General features: G+C 73.7%; 18 protein-coding genes. 7 read left to right on the forward strand and 11 right to left on the reverse strand.

Annotated features, from left to right (window positions below; genetic code table 11):
* Nucleotides 1-61: 61 nt before the first annotated feature.
* Together purU and ACZ6KO_RS33100 are read right to left on the reverse strand one after the other, a co-directional pair.
* Entirely contained in the window at nt 62-955 is an 894-nt protein-coding gene (purU, locus tag ACZ6KO_RS33095) for a formyltetrahydrofolate deformylase (RefSeq protein ID WP_469307671.1), read from the reverse strand.
* Between the two features lie 14 nt (nt 956-969).
* Nucleotides 970-1416 carry an SCO4402 family protein gene (locus tag ACZ6KO_RS33100; RefSeq protein WP_401453418.1) on the reverse strand — a complete coding sequence of 149 codons (447 nt, stop codon included), beginning with the start codon at nt 1414-1416 and terminating at the stop codon, nt 970-972.
* A 178-nt stretch (nt 1417-1594) separates the two neighbouring features.
* Here ACZ6KO_RS33100 and ACZ6KO_RS33105 point away from each other — a divergent pair, with 178 nt between their 5' ends.
* Complete coding sequence (locus ACZ6KO_RS33105) at nt 1595-2872, forward strand: ABC transporter substrate-binding protein (protein WP_469307672.1); 1278 nt, start codon at nt 1595-1597, stop codon at nt 2870-2872.
* Between the two features lie 51 nt (nt 2873-2923).
* On the opposite strand, the gene ACZ6KO_RS33110 is transcribed toward ACZ6KO_RS33105, so the two are convergent.
* The gene (locus ACZ6KO_RS33110; RefSeq protein ID WP_469307673.1) at nt 2924-4303 is read right to left on the reverse strand and encodes a hypothetical protein; all 1380 of its coding nucleotides are present in this window, start codon (nt 4301-4303) and stop codon (nt 2924-2926) included.
* Nucleotides 4304-4412: 109 nt separating this feature from the next.
* Nucleotides 4413-5795 carry a transcriptional regulator gene (locus ACZ6KO_RS33115; protein ID WP_469307674.1) on the reverse strand — a complete coding sequence of 461 codons (1383 nt, stop codon included), beginning with the start codon at nt 5793-5795 and terminating at the stop codon, nt 4413-4415.
* A 241-nt stretch (nt 5796-6036) separates the two neighbouring features.
* Here ACZ6KO_RS33115 and ACZ6KO_RS33120 point away from each other — a divergent pair, with 241 nt between their 5' ends.
* The 3 genes from ACZ6KO_RS33120 to ACZ6KO_RS33130 all read left to right on the forward strand — a co-directional run bounded on the left by ACZ6KO_RS33120 (nt 6037) and on the right by ACZ6KO_RS33130 (nt 9249).
* A complete protein-coding gene (locus ACZ6KO_RS33120) occupies nt 6037-6699 on the forward strand; it encodes a bifunctional DNA primase/polymerase (RefSeq protein ID WP_469307675.1) in 663 nt (220 codons plus the stop codon).
* A gap of 103 nt (nt 6700-6802) precedes the next feature.
* Nucleotides 6803-7612 carry an ABC transporter ATP-binding protein gene (locus ACZ6KO_RS33125; protein WP_469307676.1) on the forward strand — a complete coding sequence of 270 codons (810 nt, stop codon included), beginning with the start codon at nt 6803-6805 and terminating at the stop codon, nt 7610-7612.
* Nucleotides 7609-9249 (forward strand): transporter, encoded by a 1641-nt coding sequence (locus ACZ6KO_RS33130; RefSeq protein WP_469307677.1) that lies wholly within the window; start codon nt 7609-7611, stop codon nt 9247-9249. The genes ACZ6KO_RS33125 and ACZ6KO_RS33130 overlap by 4 nt, the downstream gene beginning before the upstream one ends.
* Before the next feature lie 75 nt (nt 9250-9324).
* On the opposite strand, the gene ACZ6KO_RS33135 is transcribed toward ACZ6KO_RS33130, so the two are convergent.
* Entirely contained in the window at nt 9325-10284 is a 960-nt protein-coding gene (locus ACZ6KO_RS33135; RefSeq protein WP_469307714.1) for a GlxA family transcriptional regulator, read from the reverse strand.
* 197 nt (nt 10285-10481) lie between these two features.
* On the opposite strand from ACZ6KO_RS33135, the gene ACZ6KO_RS33140 reads away from it, so the two are divergent.
* Nucleotides 10482-11399, forward strand: coding sequence for an NAD(P)-dependent oxidoreductase (locus ACZ6KO_RS33140; RefSeq protein WP_469307678.1), 918 nt, complete (start codon nt 10482-10484; stop codon nt 11397-11399).
* Nucleotides 11400-11480: 81 nt separating this feature from the next.
* Here the strand turns inward: ACZ6KO_RS33140 and ACZ6KO_RS33145 are convergent, their stop codons facing one another.
* Both ACZ6KO_RS33145 and ACZ6KO_RS33150 read right to left on the reverse strand, forming a co-directional pair.
* Nucleotides 11481-12419, reverse strand: a complete 939-nt coding sequence (locus tag ACZ6KO_RS33145) for an alpha/beta fold hydrolase (protein WP_469307679.1) — start codon at nt 12417-12419, stop codon at nt 11481-11483.
* A gap of 272 nt (nt 12420-12691) precedes the next feature.
* Entirely contained in the window at nt 12692-13384 is a 693-nt protein-coding gene (locus ACZ6KO_RS33150) for a metal-dependent transcriptional regulator (RefSeq protein ID WP_401453370.1), read from the reverse strand.
* Between the two features lie 189 nt (nt 13385-13573).
* Here ACZ6KO_RS33150 and ACZ6KO_RS33155 point away from each other — a divergent pair, with 189 nt between their 5' ends.
* Nucleotides 13574-14329 carry an SIS domain-containing protein gene (locus tag ACZ6KO_RS33155; RefSeq protein WP_469307680.1) on the forward strand — a complete coding sequence of 252 codons (756 nt, stop codon included), beginning with the start codon at nt 13574-13576 and terminating at the stop codon, nt 14327-14329.
* A gap of 75 nt (nt 14330-14404) precedes the next feature.
* Here ACZ6KO_RS33155 and ACZ6KO_RS33160 read toward each other — a convergent pair whose 3' ends face one another.
* Nucleotides 14405-15838, reverse strand: coding sequence for a PAS domain-containing protein (locus ACZ6KO_RS33160; RefSeq protein ID WP_469307681.1), 1434 nt, complete (start codon nt 15836-15838; stop codon nt 14405-14407).
* 363 nt (nt 15839-16201) lie between these two features.
* Nucleotides 16202-16825, reverse strand: a complete 624-nt coding sequence (gene pdxH, locus ACZ6KO_RS33165) for a pyridoxamine 5'-phosphate oxidase (protein WP_469307715.1) — start codon at nt 16823-16825, stop codon at nt 16202-16204.
* A 249-nt stretch (nt 16826-17074) separates the two neighbouring features.
* Here pdxH and ACZ6KO_RS33170 point away from each other — a divergent pair, with 249 nt between their 5' ends.
* The gene (locus ACZ6KO_RS33170) at nt 17075-18175 is read left to right on the forward strand and encodes a citrate synthase 2 (RefSeq protein ID WP_401453376.1); all 1101 of its coding nucleotides are present in this window, start codon (nt 17075-17077) and stop codon (nt 18173-18175) included.
* A 132-nt stretch (nt 18176-18307) separates the two neighbouring features.
* On the opposite strand, the gene ACZ6KO_RS33175 is transcribed toward ACZ6KO_RS33170, so the two are convergent.
* Nucleotides 18308-18901 carry a TetR/AcrR family transcriptional regulator gene (locus tag ACZ6KO_RS33175; RefSeq protein WP_469307682.1) on the reverse strand — a complete coding sequence of 198 codons (594 nt, stop codon included), beginning with the start codon at nt 18899-18901 and terminating at the stop codon, nt 18308-18310.
* Nucleotides 18889-19626 (reverse strand): enoyl-CoA hydratase family protein, encoded by a 738-nt coding sequence (locus ACZ6KO_RS33180; RefSeq protein ID WP_469307683.1) that lies wholly within the window; start codon nt 19624-19626, stop codon nt 18889-18891. The genes ACZ6KO_RS33175 and ACZ6KO_RS33180 overlap by 13 nt, the downstream gene beginning before the upstream one ends.

Here is a 19626-nt window from a genome sequence, read left to right on the forward strand (position 1 = left end):
CTCGGGCGGGGGCGCCACGCGCGTGGCGCCCCCGCCCGAGGTGTGCTCAGGCGAGGTGTGCTCAGGCGAAGACGACCGTGCGGGAGCCGTTCAGCAGGACGCGGTGCTCGCTGTGCCACTTCACCGCGCGCGCCAGCGCCTGGCACTCGACGTCACGGCCGATGGCGACCAGCTGGTCGGGCGTGACCTCGTGGCCCACGCGCTCGACCTCCTGCTCGATGATCGGGCCCTCGTCGAGGTCGGCGGTCACGTAGTGGGCGGTCGCGCCGATCAGCTTCACACCGCGCGCGTGCGCCTGGTGGTACGGCTTGGCACCCTTGAAGCTCGGCAGGAACGAGTGGTGGATGTTGATGATCCGCCCGCTCAGCTCCTTGCACAGTGCGTCCGAGAGGACCTGCATGTAGCGGGCCAGGACGACGAGCTCGACGTTCTCGGAGCGGACCAGCTCCAGCAGCTGCGCCTCGGCCTCGGCCTTGTTCTCCCGCGTCACCGGAATGTGGTGGAAGGGGATGTCGTAGGAGCCGACCAGCTCGGCGAAGTCGGTGTGGTTGGAGACGACGGCCGCGATCTCCACCGGCAGCGCGCCGATGCGCGAGCGGAAGAGCAGGTCGTTGAGGCAGTGCCCGAACTTGGAGACCATCAGGACGATCCGCATCCGCTCGTCGGAGCGGTGGATCTCCCAGTCCATCCGGAACGAGTCGCCGATCGCCGCGAAGCTCGCCCGCAGCTTCTCCACCGTCACCGGCGCCTCGGCCGAGAAGTGGACCCGCATGAAGAAGAGTCCGGTGTCGTGGTCGCCGAACTGGCGGCTGTCCTCGATGTTGCAGCCGGTCATGAACAGGTAGCTCGACACGGCGTGCACGATGCCCTGCTTGTCGGGGCACGACAGGGTCAGGACGTACTGCTCGGACTGCGGGGGGCGCTGGTGGTGCGGCTGGTGCGGGTCATCGCTCATGACACCACACCTTTTCACACCGTGCGGGTCAGGATTCGCAGTACTTCCAGCGACCGCGGGTACGCGTCCGGGTCGTCCCCGTCCGCCGCGGCCAGCCGTACGTGCGCCTCGCGCGCCGCGCGGACCGCCTCGGGCCAGCCGTGGTGTTCCAGGTACGCGGCGACGGGCGCGTCGGGGCCCACCTGGTGCAGGATGCGCAGCACGCGCAGGACGGCGACGTCGACCAGCGCGGCCTCCTGCGAGTCCCGGAAGATCGTCCCGACGTACTTCTCGGCGGACCAGCTGTCGAGCCAGGTGTCCTCGACCAGCCGGTAGACGGCGTCGGTCACGTCACCGTAGCCCTCGAGACCGGCCAGCCAGGTCTCCTCCTGGAAGGCGGGATCGGAAAGCATGTGCAGGGCCGAGCGCACGTTGCTGCGCCAGCGCCACCACGGCATGTCGTTGAGCGGCATGCCGCCCATGGTGGAGGAGCGGCGGCCGGGTCGGGAAGAGTTCTTGGAAGCTTGGACGAATGTCACGCTTTCGATCGTACGTTCCGCCCATGCGGGATCTTGATGCGCCCGGAGTTCACCCTCCCGTCACTCGTCGTTGCCCACTGCTCACTGCCCCGTTACCCGTGGGGAGGAAGTGTGCATAGCCATGACGGACATGCGACGCATGGCGAAATACCGCTCCCTCCTGGCTTCGGCGCTCGGTGTGTGTCTCGCCACCGGATGCGGCGCGCTCCCAGGTGACGGTGGGGGTTCGGCCGAAACGCTCACGGTCATGACGTTCGCCCCGCAGGACACCAAAGCCACCAATATGGCCGGAATGCCCGCCATGGCCAAGGCCTACGAGCGGTGGATCAACGGCAAGGGCGGCATCAACGGCCGCAAGCTGCGCGTCCTGACCTGCAACGAGCACAACACCCCCAGCGGTGCCGGCGACTGCGCCCGCAAGGCCGTCGCCGAGAAGGCGGTCGCCGTGATCGGCTCCTACAGCCAGCACGGCCGCGCCTTCATGTCCCCCCTGGAGGCCGCGGGCATCCCGTTCATCGGCGGCTACGGCATCTCCTCCGAGGAGTTCCAGTCCACCCTGTCCTTCCCCGTCAACGGCGGCCAGCCCGTCCTGCTGGCCGGCGCCGGCCACCAGCTCGCCCGCGCCTGCGAGCAGGTGGCCCTGGTCCGCCCCGACACCCTCGCGGGCGACGCGATGCCGAGCCTGCTCAACGCCGGCCTGCGGGCCGGCAAGCAGCAGGAGGCCTCCGACATCCGGGCCGCCGAGGACGCGAGCGACTACGGCCCGCAGGCCCGCGAGGCGCTCGTCGACGCCGCCCGCGGCAAGGACACCGCCAAGGGCTGCGTCACGGCCGTGCTCGGCGCCCGCACCGAGACCTTCTTCGACTCCTACCGCCGCGTGGAGACCAAGCAGAAGAAGCCGCAGCTCGCCTCGGTCCTCGGCAGTGTCAGCCAGGCCCTGATCGACCGCACCGGCGGCAAGGAGAGCCCCTTCGAGGGCGCGTACGTCACCGGCTGGTACCCGGTGGCCAGCGACCCGCTGTGGGCCCCGATGCGCCAGGTGATCGCCGAGCACGCCTTCGGCGACGACGAGGTGGACCCGACCGACGCCGGGACGCAGACCACGTGGATCGCGTACTCCGTGTTCACGGAGGTCGTGAAGAAGCTCGGCGACGCGGACACCATCGCCGCGCGCGACGTCGCCCGCGCGCTGAACCGGTCGGAGGGCGTCCCGACCGGCGGCCTCACCCCGGACCTGAAGTGGCGCTTCCAGGACCTGCGCGCGGTCAGCGGCTACCCGCGGATCGTCAACGGGCGGGTCAGCTTCCAGGTGGTGCAGTCGGGCCGGCTGGTCGCGCAGGCGGGCGAGGGCGCGATGGACATGACCCAGACGCTGGAGGGCGCGCCCGGCTCGAACTGACGCCGCGCGCACCGGCCGCGGCCCGGTGGGTCAGGGTTGTGGCCCGCCGGGTCAGAGTTGCGACTTGTCCCGTTTCGTCAGGCCGTACTGGCTCGCGATGCGGTTCCACAGGGTCGCCGCCACCTCCTTCGCGCGGGTCGCCTCGGCGCTGGACTTGTTGCCGTCGTTCGCGTGCGACGAGGACCTGGCACGGCCGTCCTTGCAGTCCTTCTTGTCGCCGGCGAGCTCGTCCGCCCACGCCGCGTAGTGCTTGTCCGCGGCCGCCGAGGACTGCCAGGCCTTGGTGAGGGAGGCGGCCAGCCTGGCGTGGTCGGGCAGCTTGTCGATCTTCAGCTCCTGGAGCCGGGTGACCAGCTCCTCGCGCTGGCGGGCGGCGTCGCGCAGGTCCTTGGCCGCGGTGTCGAGGTTGTCGCAGCCCTTGATGTCGTCGACGGCGTCGATCACCGTGGCCCGGTTGTCGTTGCTGTCGGCGAGCAGCTTGTCCAGCTGCACGGCCTGGGCGCGCGCCGGGTCCACCGGCGCCTCGGCGGCGGCCGACGGCGGCTGGGACCCGGTCGGACTCGGCACGGAGGCGACCGCCACCGGGTCGTTGCTCTTGGGCTTGACGTCGTCGCCGAGCAGCGCGCCGACGCCGAGCCCGGTCAGCGCCAGGCCGAACACGGCGGCCGCGATGATCGCGGGCGACACCCGGCGGGCGGGCTCCTCGAAGGGCGGCGGGGCCTGACGGCGCGGTCCGGCGGCGGGCGCGTACTGCTGGTGCGGGTGCTGAGGGGGCCCCTGGTGCTGCCCCGGGTACGGGCGCGGCGGCCCGCCCCGCGGCGCGTGCGGCCGGATCGGCTCCTGGATGGGCGGCAGCACCTGGGTGTGCCCCTGCTCCTCGGAGTGGAACACGCCGTCCGTGACCGGCGGGATGAACTGGGTGGCCGCCTCGTCGGCCGCCGGACCCGCCGGGACGGGCGGGATGTACTGCGTCGCCGCCTCCCCCGGACCGGGCGCCGCCGGGACGGGCGGGATGTACTGGGTGGCCGCCTCACCCGGACCGGCCGCCGCCGGGACCGGCGGGATGTACTGCGTCGCGGCCTCCCCCGGACCGGGCGCGGCCGGCACGGGCGGGATGTACTGCGTGGCTGCCTCGAGCGGCACCGGCGCGGCCGGGTCGGGCTGCACCGGGGGGATGTACTGCGTCGCCGCCTCGTGCACCGGCGGATGGACTCCCCCGGCTGCCGCCGGGAGGTGCCCCCAGTCCGGCGCGCCCGGCTCCTCGTACCCCGGCCCGAGCACGTGCCCCGGCCCGAGCGCGTGCCCCGGGGCCGGCGCCACGCCGGGCGGCGGGCCCCACGGGTCCGCGGCCGGCGGGGCGTCCGCGTACGCGGGGGGCTCCACCGCGTGGCGCTGATCGCCCCCTTGTCCGCCTTGTCCGCTCTGCGTCACCGGGACTCCTTCTCCGACTGCACCCGAACCTACGGGACCGTCGGGTCACGCTACCCGGTCACTCACCGTTCGCGGCAGGTCGTCCACAGCCCGCGGGGCCAGATGCGATTTATGCCACGCGTGCCTCCACCCGGGCCGTGAATTCCCGTACGGCGGCTTCCTCCCGGTACGGCGCGACCCGCTGGCGGAAGTCGTCGAGGTACTCCGCGCCCCGGTTCGAGCGCAGCGAACCCAGCAGCTCAGCCGCCTTCGTCGCCGTCTGGCAGGCCTGCTCGACCTCGCGCTGCTGCACCTGCGCGGCCGCGAGCAGCAGCATCCCGATCGCTCGTCTGCGGGCCTTGGTCTCGGGCAGCGCCCGCAGCGCCTCCTGCGCCCGCCGCCCGGCCGCGTCCGCCTGGCCGAGGTCACGGTGGCAGTGGGCGAGCTCGTCGGCCAGGTACGCCTCGTCGAAGTGCCGGATCCACGCCGGGTCGTCGCCGGACTCCGGCTCGGCCCGCTCCAGCGCGGTCACCGCCCGGGCGGACAGCACGGCCGTCGCCCGGGCGTCCCCCAGCAGCGCGTGGCCGCGGGCCTCGGCGGCGTAGAACATGGCCTCCGCGCGCGGCGTGACCTGCCCGCGGGTGCCCTCCTGCGCGGCCCGCGCCAGCTGCGCGATCTCCCGCGGGTTGCCGAGCTCGGCCGCCAGGTGGCTCATCGACGCGGCCAGCACGTACCCGCCGTACGCGCGGTCGCCCGCCGCCTGGGCCAGGCGCAGCGCCTGGATGTAGTAGCGCTGGGCCAGCCCCGGCTGCCCGGTGTCCACGGCCATGTAGCCGGCGAGTTCGGTCAGCCGCGCCACCGCCGCGAACAGCGCCCGCCCCACCGGCTCCCGGTAGGACCCGCCGATCAGGCCCGACACCACGCTGTTGAGGTAGTGGACGACCACGGGCCGTACGTGCCCGCTGCCGAACCGGTGGTCGAGGTCGACCAGCGCCTCCGTCGTCGCCCGTACCGCGTCCACGTCGGACATGCCCACGCGCGAGCCCCCCGAGCGGGCCACCGCCGCGTCCGCCCCGGTGATCAGCCAGTCGCGGCTGGGCTCGACCAGCGCGGACGCGGCCACGCTGGAGCCGGACAGGAAGTCGCGGCGGCCCACGTCGCTGCGCCACAGCTCGCAGACCTGCTCGATGGCGCCGATGACGGTCGGGGAGAACTGCAGGCCCACGCCCGAGGCGAGGTTCTTGCCGTTGGCCATGCCGATCTCGTCGATGGTGACGGTACGGCCCAGTTTGCGGCCCAGGGCCTCGGCGATGATCCCGGGGGCCCGCCCGCGCGGCTGCTGACCGCGCAGCCAGCGGGCCACGGACGTCTTGTCGTAGCGGAGATCGAGACCGTGCTCGGCGCCGGTCACGTTCACACGGCGGGCGAGCCCGGCGTTGGAGCACCCGGCTTCCTGGATGAGCGCCTGCAACCGTTCGTTCGGCTGACGGGCGACGAGAGGCCTGGCTGCCATGAAAACCCCCTGTGGCCGCGGGTGATCGTTCGAATGATCACTTCCCGGCTGATTGGCGGAGAATCTTCCGCTCTGCGACTTGTCGCTACCCAGACCCGGCTCCCCGTCCTCCCGCGCGCCCCCGCCCGTGCACCGATGCGCCCCGCGTGCAGGATCGATGCTCCGCCCACCGGCCGGTTTACGCCCGTAACCCGTGGTGACGGCGGGAGTTGTGAAGGACGTGGAAGAGACCATCGGAGTCATGGAGACCGCGCCCATCCCCAAGCAGCGCGGCGAGCAGCTGCTGGACCATGCCGTGAGGTACGCGGAAGAGCGGCACTGGGACGTGTTCCCCGGCACCTCGCTGGAGCCCGCGGACGGCCGGGAGCTGTGCTCCTGCGGCGGCGGCGAGGCCTGCGTGACGCCCGGCGCGCACCCGGCGGTGAAGGACTGGGCGGCGCAGGCCACCGGCAGCGCCGTCCAGGTCCGGCGGATGTGGTCCAAGAACCCCGGCGCCTCGATCCTGCTGCCCACCGGGCGGACCTTCGACGCGATCGACGTCCCGGAGTCCGCCGGCTTCCTCGCGCTGGCCCGGCTGGAGCGCATGGCGGTCACCCTCGGTCCGGTGACCCTGACCCCGCACCGGCGGATGCTCTTCTTCGTCCTGCCGGGCGCCGGCGCCAAGATGCCGGACCTGGTGCGCAAGCTGGGCTGGCCGCCGGCCTCGCTGGACCTGGTCGCCCGCGGCGAGGGCGAGTACGTCGCGGCGCCGCCGACCCGGTACGGGGTCAGCGGCTCGGTGCAGTGGGCCCGCCGCCCCACGCCCGCCAACCGCTGGCTGCCGGACACCGAGGAGCTGATCGACGCGCTGGCGTACGCCTGCGGCCGCGAGGCGGCGGCGGCGCGCGCCCGCGGCCGGGCGTGAGGCGGCGCCCGGCCGAAATGCATGACATTCGTAACTGACGCCGCCTGCGCCTTCGCTCCTAGGGTGAGAACGACCGACGGGGACGAAGTGAAAGGCAGCACCCATGGCCGACCAGGCACACAGGGCAGGCGACGGGGACGCGTCCGCCGCGCCCGCCGTACGGATAGAAGGTCTGTGGAAGCGCTTCGGCGAGCAGATCGCCGTCGCGGGCATCGACCTGGAGATCCCGGCGGGCCGGTTCATCGGCCTGGTCGGCCCGAACGGGGCCGGTAAGACGACGACGCTGTCGATGATCACCGGGCTGCTGCGTCCGGACCAGGGCCGGGTGGAGGTCGCCGGGCACGACGTGTGGCGCGACCCGGCCGAGGTGAAGTCCCGGATCGGCGTGCTGCCCGAGGGCCTGCGCCTGTTCGAGCGGCTGTCCGGGCGGGAACTGCTCGGCTACATGGGCCGGCTGCGGGGGCTGCCGGGCGACGAGGTCGACAAGCGGGCCACCCAGCTGCTGGACGTCCTGGACCTGGCGGGCTCGCAGCACAAGCTGGTCGTCGACTACTCCACGGGCATGCGCAAGAAGATCGGCCTGGCGGCCGCGCTGCTGCACAACCCCGAGGTGCTGTTCCTGGACGAGCCGTTCGAGGGCGTGGACCCGGTCTCGGCGCAGACGATCCGCGGGGTGCTGGAGCGCTACACCGCCTCCGGCGCGACGGTCGTCTTCTCCTCCCACGTGATGGAACTCGTCGAGTCGGTGTGCGACTGGGTGGCCGTGATGGCCGCCGGCCGGATCCGGGCCGCGGGCCCGCTGGCCGACGTACGGGGCGAGGCGGGCTCGCTGCAGAGCGCCTTCCTCGAACTGGTCGGCGCGAACGGCCGCGACGCGGGCGCCGCCCTGGACTGGCTGGGCGGCGGGCGATGAGCGCGGTCACGGCCGTCACCCCGGGCTCCGCGGCGACGGCGGCGGCCGCCCCGTCGCTGACGTCGACCTTCGTCGGCCTGAAGCTGGCGCTGCTGCGCAACGGACTGCGCGGGTCCTCCAAGCGCAAGGCCGCGTTCATCGGCTCCTTCGTCTTCGCGATGCTCTGCGCGGCGGCGCTGTTGCTGCTGCTCACCCTGCTGCGCGGGCGCGTGCACGCCGGCACGGTGACCGTGCTCCTGACCGGGATCCTGGCGCTGGCCTGGGCGTTCATGCCGCTGTTCTTCGCGGCCGGGGACGAGACGCTCGACCCCTCGCGGCTGGTGATGCTGCCGCTGCGGCCGCGGCCGCTGGTGCGGGCGCTGCTGGTGTCCTCGCTGGTGGGCATCGGGCCCCTGTTCACCGTCTGTCTGGCCATCGGCTCGGTGGTGGCGGTGGCTCAGGGCCCGGCGGCCTGGGCGGCCGGCCTGGTCGCCGTCCCGCTGGTGCTGCTGGTGTGCGTGGCGCTGGCGCGGGCGGTGGCCACGGCCAACGTGCGGCTGCTGACCAGCCGTAAGGGGCGCGACCTGGCGCTGCTCAGCGGTCTGCTGATCGCGGTGGGCGCCCAGCTGGTCAACTTCGGCGCCCAGCGCCTGACCCAGGTCGGCGGCCTGACCTCGCTGGAACCGGTCGAGGCCGTCGTACGGTGGCTGCCGCCCGCGACCGCGGTCGGCATGGTCGACTCGGTGGCCGCCGGCGCATACGGGCGGGCGGCGGCGCAGCTGCTGCTGACGCTGGCCGCGCTGGCGGGACTGGTGTGGGCGTGGGAGCGCAGCCTGACCCGGCTCATGGTCAGCCCGGACGGCTCCACGATCGCCGCGGCCGGCCCCGCCAAGGAGCACGCCCCGGGCGGCGGACTGTGGCGGCTGCTGCCGGGGGGCCGCACGGGCACCGCGATGCAGCGCAGCCTGCGGTACGTGGTGCGCGACCCGAAGACCAAGTCCGCGTGGGTCACGGCGCTCGCCATCGGGGTGATCGTGCCGGTCTTCAACGCCCTGCAGGGCACCGGGTCGATCTACCTGGCGTGCTTCGGCGCGGGCATGCTCGGCGTGCAGATGTACAACCAGTTCGGCCAGGACTACTCGGCGTTCTGGATGATCGCGCAGACCATCTCGACACCGCGGGACGCGTACGTCGAACTCCGGGCGCGGGCGGCCGCGCTGGCCCTGGTGACGGTCCCGTACTCGGTGGTCGTCACGGTGGTCACGGCCTGGCTGGTGGGCAACTGGGCGGCCCTGCCGCAGGCGCTGGGGCTCACGCTGGCGCTGCTGGGCGCGATGCTGTGCACGGGCGCGCTGGCGTCGGCCCTCTACCCGTACTCGATCCCGTCGGAGGGCGCCTTCAAGAACGTCGTCCCGGGCCAGGCGGGCCTCGCCTGGGCCGGCATCTTCGGCGGCATGGTCGCGGCGGCCCTGCTGTGCGCCCCCCTGATCGGGGTGACGATCTGGCTCCACGTGGCGGGCCACGAGTCCCTGCTGTGGCTGCTGCTGCCGGCGGGCGTGGCCTGGGGCGCGCTGGCGACCTGGGCGGGCCTGCGGCTGTCGGCGCCGGTGGTGGCGCGGAAGCTGCCGGAGATCCTGCAGGCGGTGAGCAAGGGGTAGGCGGGGTCGCGCGTCTCCTGTGTGGCGGGTCGCGCGTCTCGTGCGTGGTGGGCGAGGGCTGTACGGGGTGTCCCGTCAGCCCTCGCCGCCGTTGCGGGCCGGGAACGACCGGCGGTAGTCCGTCGGTGAGACGCCCACCTGCTTCAGGAAGTGGTGGCGGAGGTTGTTCGCCGTGCCCAGGCCGCTGAGTTCGCCCACCTTCTCCACCGGCAGACCGGTCGACTCCAGCAGCGCCTGCGCCCGGGCCAGCCGCTGGTTCAGCAGCCACTGCAGCGGTGTCGTGCCCGTGGCCGCCTGGAGGCGGCGGTAGAAGGTGCGCGGGCTCATCGAGGCCCGGCGGGCCAGGTCGTCGACCGAGAGCGGTTCGTCCAGCCGCGCGCGGGCCCACTCCAGGACCGGGCCCAGCCCTTCGTCGTCCGTCGCCGGGACGGAGAGGTCGATGAACTGCGCCTGCCCGCCCTTGCGGTGGGCCGGGACGACCATCCGGCGGGCGAGCTGGTTGGCCACGTGCGCGCCGAGGTCGCGCCGGACCAGGTGCAGGCACAGGTCCAGGCCGGCCGTCAGGCCGGCGCTGGTGAGGACGTCGCCGTCGTCGACGTACAGGACGGAGTCGTCGACCTCCACCTTCGGGTAGCGGGCGGCCAGTTGGGCCGTGTGCATCCAGTGCGCGGTGGCCCGGCGGCCGTCGAGGACGCCGGCCTCGGCGAGCGCGAAGGCGCCCGTGCAGAGGGAGACCATGCGCGCCCCGGCGTCCCGCGCGTCCCGCAGGGCCGCGATCAGCTTCGGCGGCAGCGGTACGCCGTCCTCGACGCAGGCGTCGGGGACGGACGGGACGATGACGGTGTCCGCGCCGGCCAGGTCGTCGAGGCCGTAGGGGGTGCGCACCGCGAGCCCGGACGCCCCGGCCGGGCCCGCGCCCTCGTCCGTGCCGCACAGCCGCAGGTCGTACCAGGGATCGGCCAGGTCGGGCTGGGGCTTGCCGAAGACGGTCAGCGGGATGCTCGCCTCGTACAGGTCCCACGACGGGAACGGCATGTCGTTCGGGATCACCACGGCGACGGAACCGGCCGGGCCGGCGGAACCAGCAGCACTCATCCTCCCGAGGCTACCCCGGTGCCATCACCCGTGGCCGTGGCAGGAATTGGGCGGCTCGCGGCACTGCCGTCACTGTCCGGGCCCGGCTCCCGCTGCGAGCGTGGTCCCGTCGCAGGAGACCGTCCGAGGAGCTGAGCATGACCACCCTTCCCACCCCCGCCGCCACCCCCGCCACTGCCGACCCCACGGCCGGCCCCGCGCCCGTGACCGTCATCGGGCTGGGCTCGATGGGGTCGGCGCTGGCCGCCGCGCTGCTGGGCGCCGGACACGCGGTGACCGTCTGGAACCGGTCCGCCGGCAAGGCGCGCGACCTGGTCGGGCGGGGCGCCCGGCTCGCGCCCTCGCCGGCCCAGGCCGTCGCGGCGAGCCCGCTGACGGTCGTCTGCGTGCTCGACTACGAGGTGATGTACGCGCTGTTCGGCGACGACGACCTGACCGGGCGGACCCTGGTCAACCTCTGCTCCGGCTCGCCGGAGCAGGCGCGCGAGGCGGCCGGCTGGGCGGCGGCGCGCGGGGCGGCGTACCTCGACGGGGCGATCATGACGACGCCGCCGGGCGTCGGGAACGCGGAGATGATGTTCCTCTACAGCGGGTCCCGGGAGGTGTTCGAGACCTGGGCGCCCGTCCTGCGGGTCCTCGGCGACCCGCTGTACCTCGGCGCCGACCAGGGCATGGCCTCCCTCTACGACGCGGCGCTGCTGGGCCTGATGTGGGCCGCCCTGACCGGATGGCTGCACGGCACCGCCCTGGTCGGGTCCGAGAAGGCGACGGCGGCCGACTTCACGGCGATCGCGGTGCGCTGGCTGGGTGCGGTGTCGGGGTTCATGACGACCTACGCGGGCCAGGTGGACGCCGGGCACTACCCGGGGGACGACGCCACCGTCGACGTGCAGATCGCCGCGATCGACCACCTGCTGCACGCGGCCGGGGCGCGCGGCCTGGACAACGCGCTGCCCGAGCTGCTGAAGGCGACCATGCAGCGGGCGAAGGCGGCCGGGCACGGCGCGAGCAGCTACGCGGGCGTGATCGAGGTCCTGCGGGCGCCGGGGCGGTGAACACGGGCCCGGGCGGGGCGCGGTGAGCCCGCGGGTGGGCTCACCGCGCGCCGGCGGCCGGGGAGGTCGGGCGGGGGACGGTCAGGGCCCCGCCAGGACTCCGTCCAGGAAGGGTTCCAGGGCCGCCCGCCACGCGGCCGGCTGGTCGTAGTGGAGGTAGTGGCCGGCGTCGGGGATCTCCGCGTACTGGCCGGCCGGGAGGACACGGACCATCTCCTGGGCCTCCGCGCGGCCGAGTTCACCGTCGAGGCCGCGGACGACCAGCGTGGGGCAGCGGACCTGGGCGAGCTCCTCCCAGTGCGCGTCGTGGACCCAGGTCTCGCGGGCGGTGAGCATCTGGGAGCGGGAGAAGAGGGGCCGCCAGCCGTCGTGGGCCCGGTGCATGACCTCGGCGAAGAACTCGCCGCGGCCGGGGTCGGGGCGTTCGACCCACGGATCGTCCTCGCCGAACCAGCGGCGGGCGGCGTCCTGGGTGGGGAAGGGCAGGGGCCAGCGGCGGAACCAGTCCTCCCACTGGCGCTGCGAGGCGGCGCCGAGGGCGGAGGCGCGCATGTCGCAGATGACGAGGGCCTGGACGAGGTCGGGTCGGCGGGCGGCGAGCTGCCAGGCGGTGAGCGCGCCCATGGAGTGGCCGACGACCGTGACGGGCGCCAGGCCCAGCTGCTCGATGGCGGCCTCGGCGTCGGCGACGAAGGCCTCGCGGGTGTACGGGCCGTGCTCGGGCGCCTCGCTCTGGCCGTGGCCGCGCTGGTCGAGGGCGACGACGCGGTGGCGGCCGGCGAGCCAGCGGGCGGTGCCGGCCCAGTGGAAGGCGCGTCCCATCAGCCCGTGGAGTAACAGCACCGCGGGGCGGTCCGGTTCGGGAGCGGAAGCCGGGCCGGGGACGGAGGACGGGCCGGGGGCGGCGGACGGATCCCGGCCGGGAGCGTCCGTGTCCCGCTCGGTGGCGGCAGGTTCGCGGAACTCCCACGCGGCCAGGCGCACGCCGTCGGTCCCTGTCACATCGAAGCGCTGTACCACCGCAGATGCACCCCCTTCGCTCCCGGCCAGACTATCGAACCCGTATTCGAAAACGGCCTTCCCGCCGCCAACACCGCTCTTTCGAGTGACCTTGCTCAAGGATTGGCCGCCGCTGCCGAGGGGAGATTCCCCACGGGAGGCGGGCCGCTCGGGGAAGACGGTCCGAGGGGATTGACCCTGGGAGCTCGGGGCTCCGGGTCAGCAAGGGGAGGACCGGTCCCGGCGCCGTGAGGCGCCGGGACCATCCCTACCCAGGAACAGGAATCCGACGCTCAGCCCTTGGCGACGAAGACGTGCGAGGCGATCTCCGCCTCCAGCTCGGCGGCCTCGCCGCCGCTGCCGACCAGGACACCGCCCGGCGACTCCGTCACGCTCACCACGGCGCCGGGCTGCACGCCCGCCCGCCGCAGCGTGTACATCAGCTGCGCGTCCGTCTGGATCGGCTCGCCGATCCGGCGTACGACCACGGTCTTGCCCTCGGTGCCCGGGTCCAGCTCCGAGAGGCTCACCATGCTGTCGTCGAGGAACGGGTCGGCCTCCGCCTTCTCGCCCAGCTCCTCCAGCCCCGGGATCGGGTTCCCGTACGGCGATTCCGTCGGGTGGCGCAGCAGCTCCAGGACGCGCCGCTCCACCGCCTCGCTCATCACGTGCTCCCAGCGGCAGGCCTCTGCGTGCACCTGCTCCCACTCGAGCCCGATGACGTCCACCAGGAGACACTCCGCCAGGCGGTGCTTGCGCATCACGCGCGTGGCCAGCCGCCGGCCCTCCTCGGTGAGCTCGAGGTGACGGTCGCTGGCGACGGCCACCAGGCCGTCCCGCTCCATGCGCGCCACCGTCTGGCTCACCGTCGGACCGCTCTGGTCGAGCCGTTCGGCGATCCGGGCGCGCATGGGGACCACACCTTCCTCCTCCAGCTCAAGGATGGTGCGGAGATACATCTCCGTGGTATCGATCAGTCCGGACATTCGTGCCCCTCGGATATCGTGCGCTGGCCCTGCCCCAATTCTGACGCATCGGGCCGACAACCGTCCCGTCCCTGGCGTCAGCGGGCCGTCGCGACGCGGATTGACGCCCGTATTGACACGTCCTTGGTCCAGACCGCACGGTGAGCGGCGGACACGGACGCACCCCATCACTGGAAGGGCCCTCGGCGTATGAGCGAGAGCAAGCTGGCCGGTCAGTTCTTCGACGCCGCCATCGGTCTGCTGCAGCGCGTCCGTGACGAGGAGGCCTCGGACATCGCCGAGGCCGGCACGGTCATCGCGGACGCCGTCGCCGCCGGGAACCGGCTCTTCGCCTTCGGCGCCGGACACTCCTCGCTGCCCGCCCAGGACGTGGTCTACCGGGCCGGCGGGCTCGCGCTGATGAACTTCCTCGCCGTGCCCGGCACCGCCGGCATCGACGTCATGCCCGCGACCCTGGGCAGCGCGCTGGAGCGGGTGGACGGTCTGGCGGGCGCGGTCCTGGACTCCAGCCCGGCCGCCGCGGGCGACGTCCTGGTGGTCATCTCGCTGTCGGGGCGCAACGCGCTGCCGGTGGAGATGGCCATGAACGCCCGCGCGCTGGGCCTGAAGGTCATCGGCGTCACCTCCGTCGCGTACGCGACGGAGACCAGGTCCCGGCACGTGTCGGGGACCTTCCTCAAGGACCACTGCGACATCGTGCTGGACAGCAAGATCGCGGTCGGCGACGCGGAGCTGAGCCTGGACGGCATCGACGCGCCGTTCGCCCCCGCCTCCACCGTCGTGACCAGCGCGATCATGCAGGCGGTGATGGCCGCGGCGGCCGGCGAGCTGGTCGCGCGCGGCGTGGAGCCGCCGCTGCTGCGCTCGGGCAACGTGGACGGCGGCCACGAGTGGAACGGCCGCGTCATGAAGGAGTACGGCGACCGGATCTTCTTCCGCCACTGACCGCGCGGCCGCCTTCCGGCCGGCCCGGCGGGCGTCCCGCGGCATCCGGCCGGCCCGGCGGGCTCCGGGTCAGGGTCAGCCCGGCGGGCCGTCCTGCGGCTTCCGGCCCGCCATCGTGGCGGCCAGGTCCACGTCCTCCGCGACGCGTGCGGCCACCTCCTCCGCGTACGCCGCGTCCGCCCGGTCGAAGGCCGGGCGGGACGGGCCGCGGACGAAGGTCAGCACGCCCAGCGTCCGGCCCCGGCTGCGCAGCACCGTGCACAGCGCGTGCACCGCGCCCTCGGGCCACTGGCGGGCCCTCGCCCATCCGTCGGCCGCCTCGCCGCGCGGCGCGCCGGCCCGTACGGAGCCGATCCGGTCCAGCGCCTGGAGCGCCGGGTGCGCGGGCGCGTACCGCACCGGGATCGCGCCCGGCCCGGGCAGCAGCGGCACCGGTCCCGCCGACCCGGACGGCGACACCGCCGACCGCACCAGCCGGCCCTCGCCCACCACCACGTCGATCAGCGCATGGTCGGCGAAGCCGGCCAGCGCGAAGTCCAGCCGGACCGCCGCCGCCTCCGCCGGGTCCTCGCACTCGGCGGCCGCCCGCCCGGCCCGGTAGAGCTGGTTCGACCGGAACCGCAGCTGCGCGGTGTCCAGCTCGGCCTGGCGAGCCTCGGTGATGTCCTGGAACAGCCAGCCCACCCCGAGCGGCACCGGTTCCTCCGCCAGCGGCGAGGCCAGCCGCAGGAACCCGCACCGCCAGCACCGCCGCCGCACTTTCTCCGGGCCCGCCCCTGCTGGGCTCACCCCTGCTGAGCTCGCCCCTCCCGGGCTCACCCCCTCCGGGCCCGCCCCTTCCGGCGCCGCCCCCTCCGGGGTGCGCACCGACACCCACAGCTCCATCGGCGCGGGTGGCGCGCCCTCGGCCAGGACGTGCGTCAGCGCGCCCTCCAGCTCCTCCGCGCCCTGGGCCAGCAGGTCCCCCAGCGGCCGTCCGAGCAGCGCGGTGCGCCCGGCTCCGAAGGCCCGTGCGGCGTGCTGGTTCACCACGGCCGGGCGCAGGTCCACGTCCACGAGGACGACCCCCCAGGACGCGTCGTCCATGAGGGCCTCGCTGAGCGCGATGGAGCGCTCCAGGTCGATCTGGGCGTGCACCTCGCTGAAGGCGCAGTAGACCCCGGCGGGCTTCCCGCCGGCCCCCGGCACCCCGGCCGACTGGGTGCGGACGAGGACGCGCCCGCCGTCCTTGGTGACCAGGGCGAACTCGTGGACCTGGCGGCCCGGTACGTCCTGGGCGGCCATCAGCCGGTCGGCCACGTCCTGGGCGTCGGCGGCCCGCGCGGCCCAGCCCGCGAACCCGCGCCGCCCGACGGCCTCGGCGGCCGACCAGCCCAGGATCCGCTCCGCCTCACGGTTCCAGTGCGTGATCACGCCGTCGGCGTCGAACGCGCACAGCGCCGCGTCCATGCCGTCCAGAAGCGCGGCCAGCAGATCCTCGGTGGTCTCACTACGTCCGGAAGCACTCACCTGGCACCCCCTGCAGGTGTTCGCGTGTGCGGCACGTCAGATCATTGAACTGGAACGTGACGCAGCCCACACCGCATTCCCCCGATTCCCCCAGAATAAATCGCTTGAGGGTCCCGTGAGCGGCTCCTAGTGTGGGGTGTACACAGAAGGGAGGTGGTTCCGGAAATGTATGACTACCGGACGCGTGAGGTGACTGCGGGCTAGCGCTCGCTGTCGCACGCACCCAGTGCGGTCGGCTCCGTTTCGCCGGCCAATCCCAAGCAGTCACCCGACCCGCGGGCTCGCCGGTACGTCCGGCCGGCTCCTCTCACTGCAGGAGAGGAACCCGAGCCCGCGGGTCGCCTGCGTTCCCGGGGCCTTCCGTCAGGGGCAGAGCCGCTCGACGCGCCACAGGCCGCCCTCGCGGACGTACTTCAGCCGGTCGTGCAGCCGGTTCTCGTGGCCCTGCCAGAACTCGACCTCCTCCGGTACGACGCGCAGCCCGCCCCACTCCGGCGGGACCGGGACCTTCTCATCCTCCGGGTAGCGCTCGGCGAGCTCGGCGTAGCGCCGGTCCAGCTCCGCGCGCGAGGCGATGACCTGCGACTGGTCGCTGGCCCAGGCGCCCAGCTGGGAGCCGTGCGGGCGGGAGCGGAAGTAGGCCGCGGTCTCGTCCCGGCCGACCCGCTCGGCGGTGCCGGTCACGATGACCTGGCGGGCGATGGGGTGCCAGGGGAAGAGCAGGGCGACGTACGGGTTCGCCGCGATCTCCCGGCCCTTGCGCGAGGCGTAGTTGGTGTAGAAGACGAAACCGCGCTCGTCGAACTGCTTGAGCAGCACGGTACGGGAGCTGGGGCGGCCGTCTGGGGTCGCCGTCGAGACGACCATGGCGTTCGGCTCGAAGATGTGCGAGAGGGAGGCCTGCCGGAACCAGGAGGCGAACTGCGTCATGGGGTCCGCGGCGAGGCTGTCCTCGGTGACGATCTCCGAACGGTACTGCTTGCGCATGATGGCGGGATCAAGGTCGTGGGCGGTCACCCGGCCATCCTGCCCCAGCACCACCCCCGGAGTGCCGCTGGGGGTGTGCCGTATGTCACGCTTCCGCACATCAAGCGGAACGGACAAAATCTTGGGGCCGGTCCGCTGGTCCCCGTGCGGGTGACCACCGGCCGTGCCGGGCATCAACGGGGATGACCGCGCCGGACCGCGAATCACGCCGGGAGCCGCGCGTGTTCGCACTATCTGAGGAGCCGCCTGATGTCCGACTTCGTACCCGGGCTCGAAGGGGTCGTCGCGTTCGAGACCGAGATCGCCGAACCGGACAAGGAGGGCGGAGCCCTCCGCTACCGGGGGGTCGACATCGAAGACCTCGTCGGCAACGTCTCCTTCGGCAACGTCTGGGGCCTGCTGGTCGACGGTGCCTTCAATCCGGGCCTGCCCGCCGCCGAACCCTTCCCCATCCCCGTGCACTCCGGTGACATCCGCGTCGACGTGCAGTCGGCGCTCGCGATGCTCGCCCCGGTGTGGGGCCTGAAACCGCTGCTGGACATCGACGAGCGGACCGCCCGCGACGACCTGGCGCGGGCCGCGGTCATGGCCCTGTCGTACGTCGCCCAGTCCGCGCGCGGCCAGGGTCTGCCCATGGTGCCCCAGCGGGAGATCGACAAGGCCGACTCCGTCGTCGAGCGGTTCATGATCCGCTGGCGGGGCGAGCCGGACCCGCGCCACGTCAAGGCCGTCGACGCGTACTGGACCTCGGCCGCCGAGCACGGCATGAACGCCTCCACCTTCACCGCGCGCGTGATCGCCTCCACCGGCGCGGACGTCGCGGCGGCGCTGTCCGGCGCCGTGGGTGCCATGTCGGGCCCGCTGCACGGCGGTGCGCCCTCGCGCGTCCTCGGCATGATCGAGGAGATCGAGCGCACCGGCGACGCCGTCGCGTACGTGAAGAAGGCCCTGGACAAGGGCGAGCGGCTGATGGGCTTCGGCCACCGCGTCTACCGCGCCGAGGACCCGCGCGCCCGGGTGCTGCGCCGTACGGCCAAGGAGCTGGACGCGCCGCGCTACGAGGTGGCGGCGGCGCTGGAGAAGGCCGCGCTGGAGGAGCTGCACGCACGCCGTCCCGACCGGGTGCTGGCGACGAACGTGGAGTTCTGGGCGGCGATCATGCTGGACTTCGCGGAGGTCCCGGCGCACATGTTCACCTCCATGTTCACCTGCGCCCGTACCGCCGGCTGGTCGGCGCACATCCTGGAGCAGAAGCGCACCGGTCGCCTGGTGCGCCCCTCGGCCCGCTACATCGGCCCGGGCAAGCGGAACCCGCAGGACATCGAGGGCTACGCCGACATCGCGCGCTGAGCACGCCCCGCGCCACGGCACACCACCACGGGCGCCGCGCCCCCTTCCCGGGGGTGCGGCGCCCGTTCGGCTGTCCCGGCGCGGTGCGGCCCCGGGGGGCCGGGGTGCTGCCTCGGGGGCCGGGGTGGCGCCTCAGGGGCCGAGCGTGGCGTCGATGATCCGGGACCACTGGGCGACGACCCGGGCGCGGCGGGCGGTGTCGTCGGTGAGGACGTTGGCCAGGCCCAGGCCGCGGGCCATGTCGAGGAGGCCCTGGACGGTCTCGCGGACGCCGGGGACGGATTCGTCGGCGCCGAGGAGTTCGACGGCGATCCGGTGGGTCTCGCGGCCGACGCGAGCCTCCAGTTCGGTGACCCGGGGCCGTAGCTGCTCCTCGTTGGAGGCGGCCACCCACAGCTGGAGGGCGGCTCGGAAGAGGGAGCCGGTGTAGAGGTCGACGAGGGCCTCGACGGCATCCGAGCGGGCGGTGGCCGGGGCGGCGTGGAAGAGGTCGCGCAGGGCGGCCGAGCGTTCCTCGGCGACGTACTCGACGGCGGCGGTGAAGAGGTCCTCGCGGGTCGGGAAGTGGTACTGGGCGGCGCCGCGCGAGACCCCGGCGCGTTCGGCGACGACGGAGACCGTGGAGCCGGCCCAGCCCTGTTCGGCCAGGCAGGAGACGGCGGCCTCCAGCAGGTGGCGGCGGGTGACGCGGCTGCGGGCCTGCTTGGGTCCGGTCACCGCGCCCATGACGGGTCCCGGCGCTCGAAGCGGGCCGTGATGCCCTCGCGGGCCTCCTCGGAGGCGAACAGGCGCGCGGACAGTTCCGTCAACTCCGCGCCGTCGCGGGCGAGGGCCTCCCGTACGGGTGCCGTGACCAGCCGCTTGGTCGCGGCCAGGGCCTGCGGTGCGGCCCTGCGCAGGCCGTCGAGGACACCGCCGAGGGCCTGGTCGACGTCCTCGGCGTGCAGGGTGAGCAGGCCGATGCGGGCGGCCTCGGCGGCCCCGAAGGCCTCCGCGGTCAGGAAGTAGCGGGCGGCGGCCCGGGGGTCGAGGCGGGGCAGCAGCGGGGCGGAGATGACGGCCGGGGCCAGCCCCAGGTGGGTCTCGGTGAACGCGTACGTGGAGGCGGGGCCGGCGGCCGCGATGTCGCAGACGCCGAGCAGTCCCAGGCCGCCGGCGCGGACGTGGCCGGTGACGCGGGCGACGACCGGCTTGGGCAGCTCGGCGATCTCATGGAGCAGGGCCAGGAAGTCCGCCGGGGCACACGGCGACTTCAGGTCGGCGCCCGCGCAGAACGTGGACCCGGCGTGGGTCAGGACGAGCGCCCGTACCGCCGGGTCCGCGCCGGCCGCGGCCAAGGCCGCGCGCAGCTCGCCGACGAGGGCCTCGGAGAGTGCGTTGCGGTTGGCCGGCGAGTCGAGCGTGAGCGTGGTGATGCCGCGCGCGTGCGCGGATCCGACGATCGGGTTCAT

It is taken from the genome of Streptomyces sp. NPDC042102, from assembly GCF_055582305.1.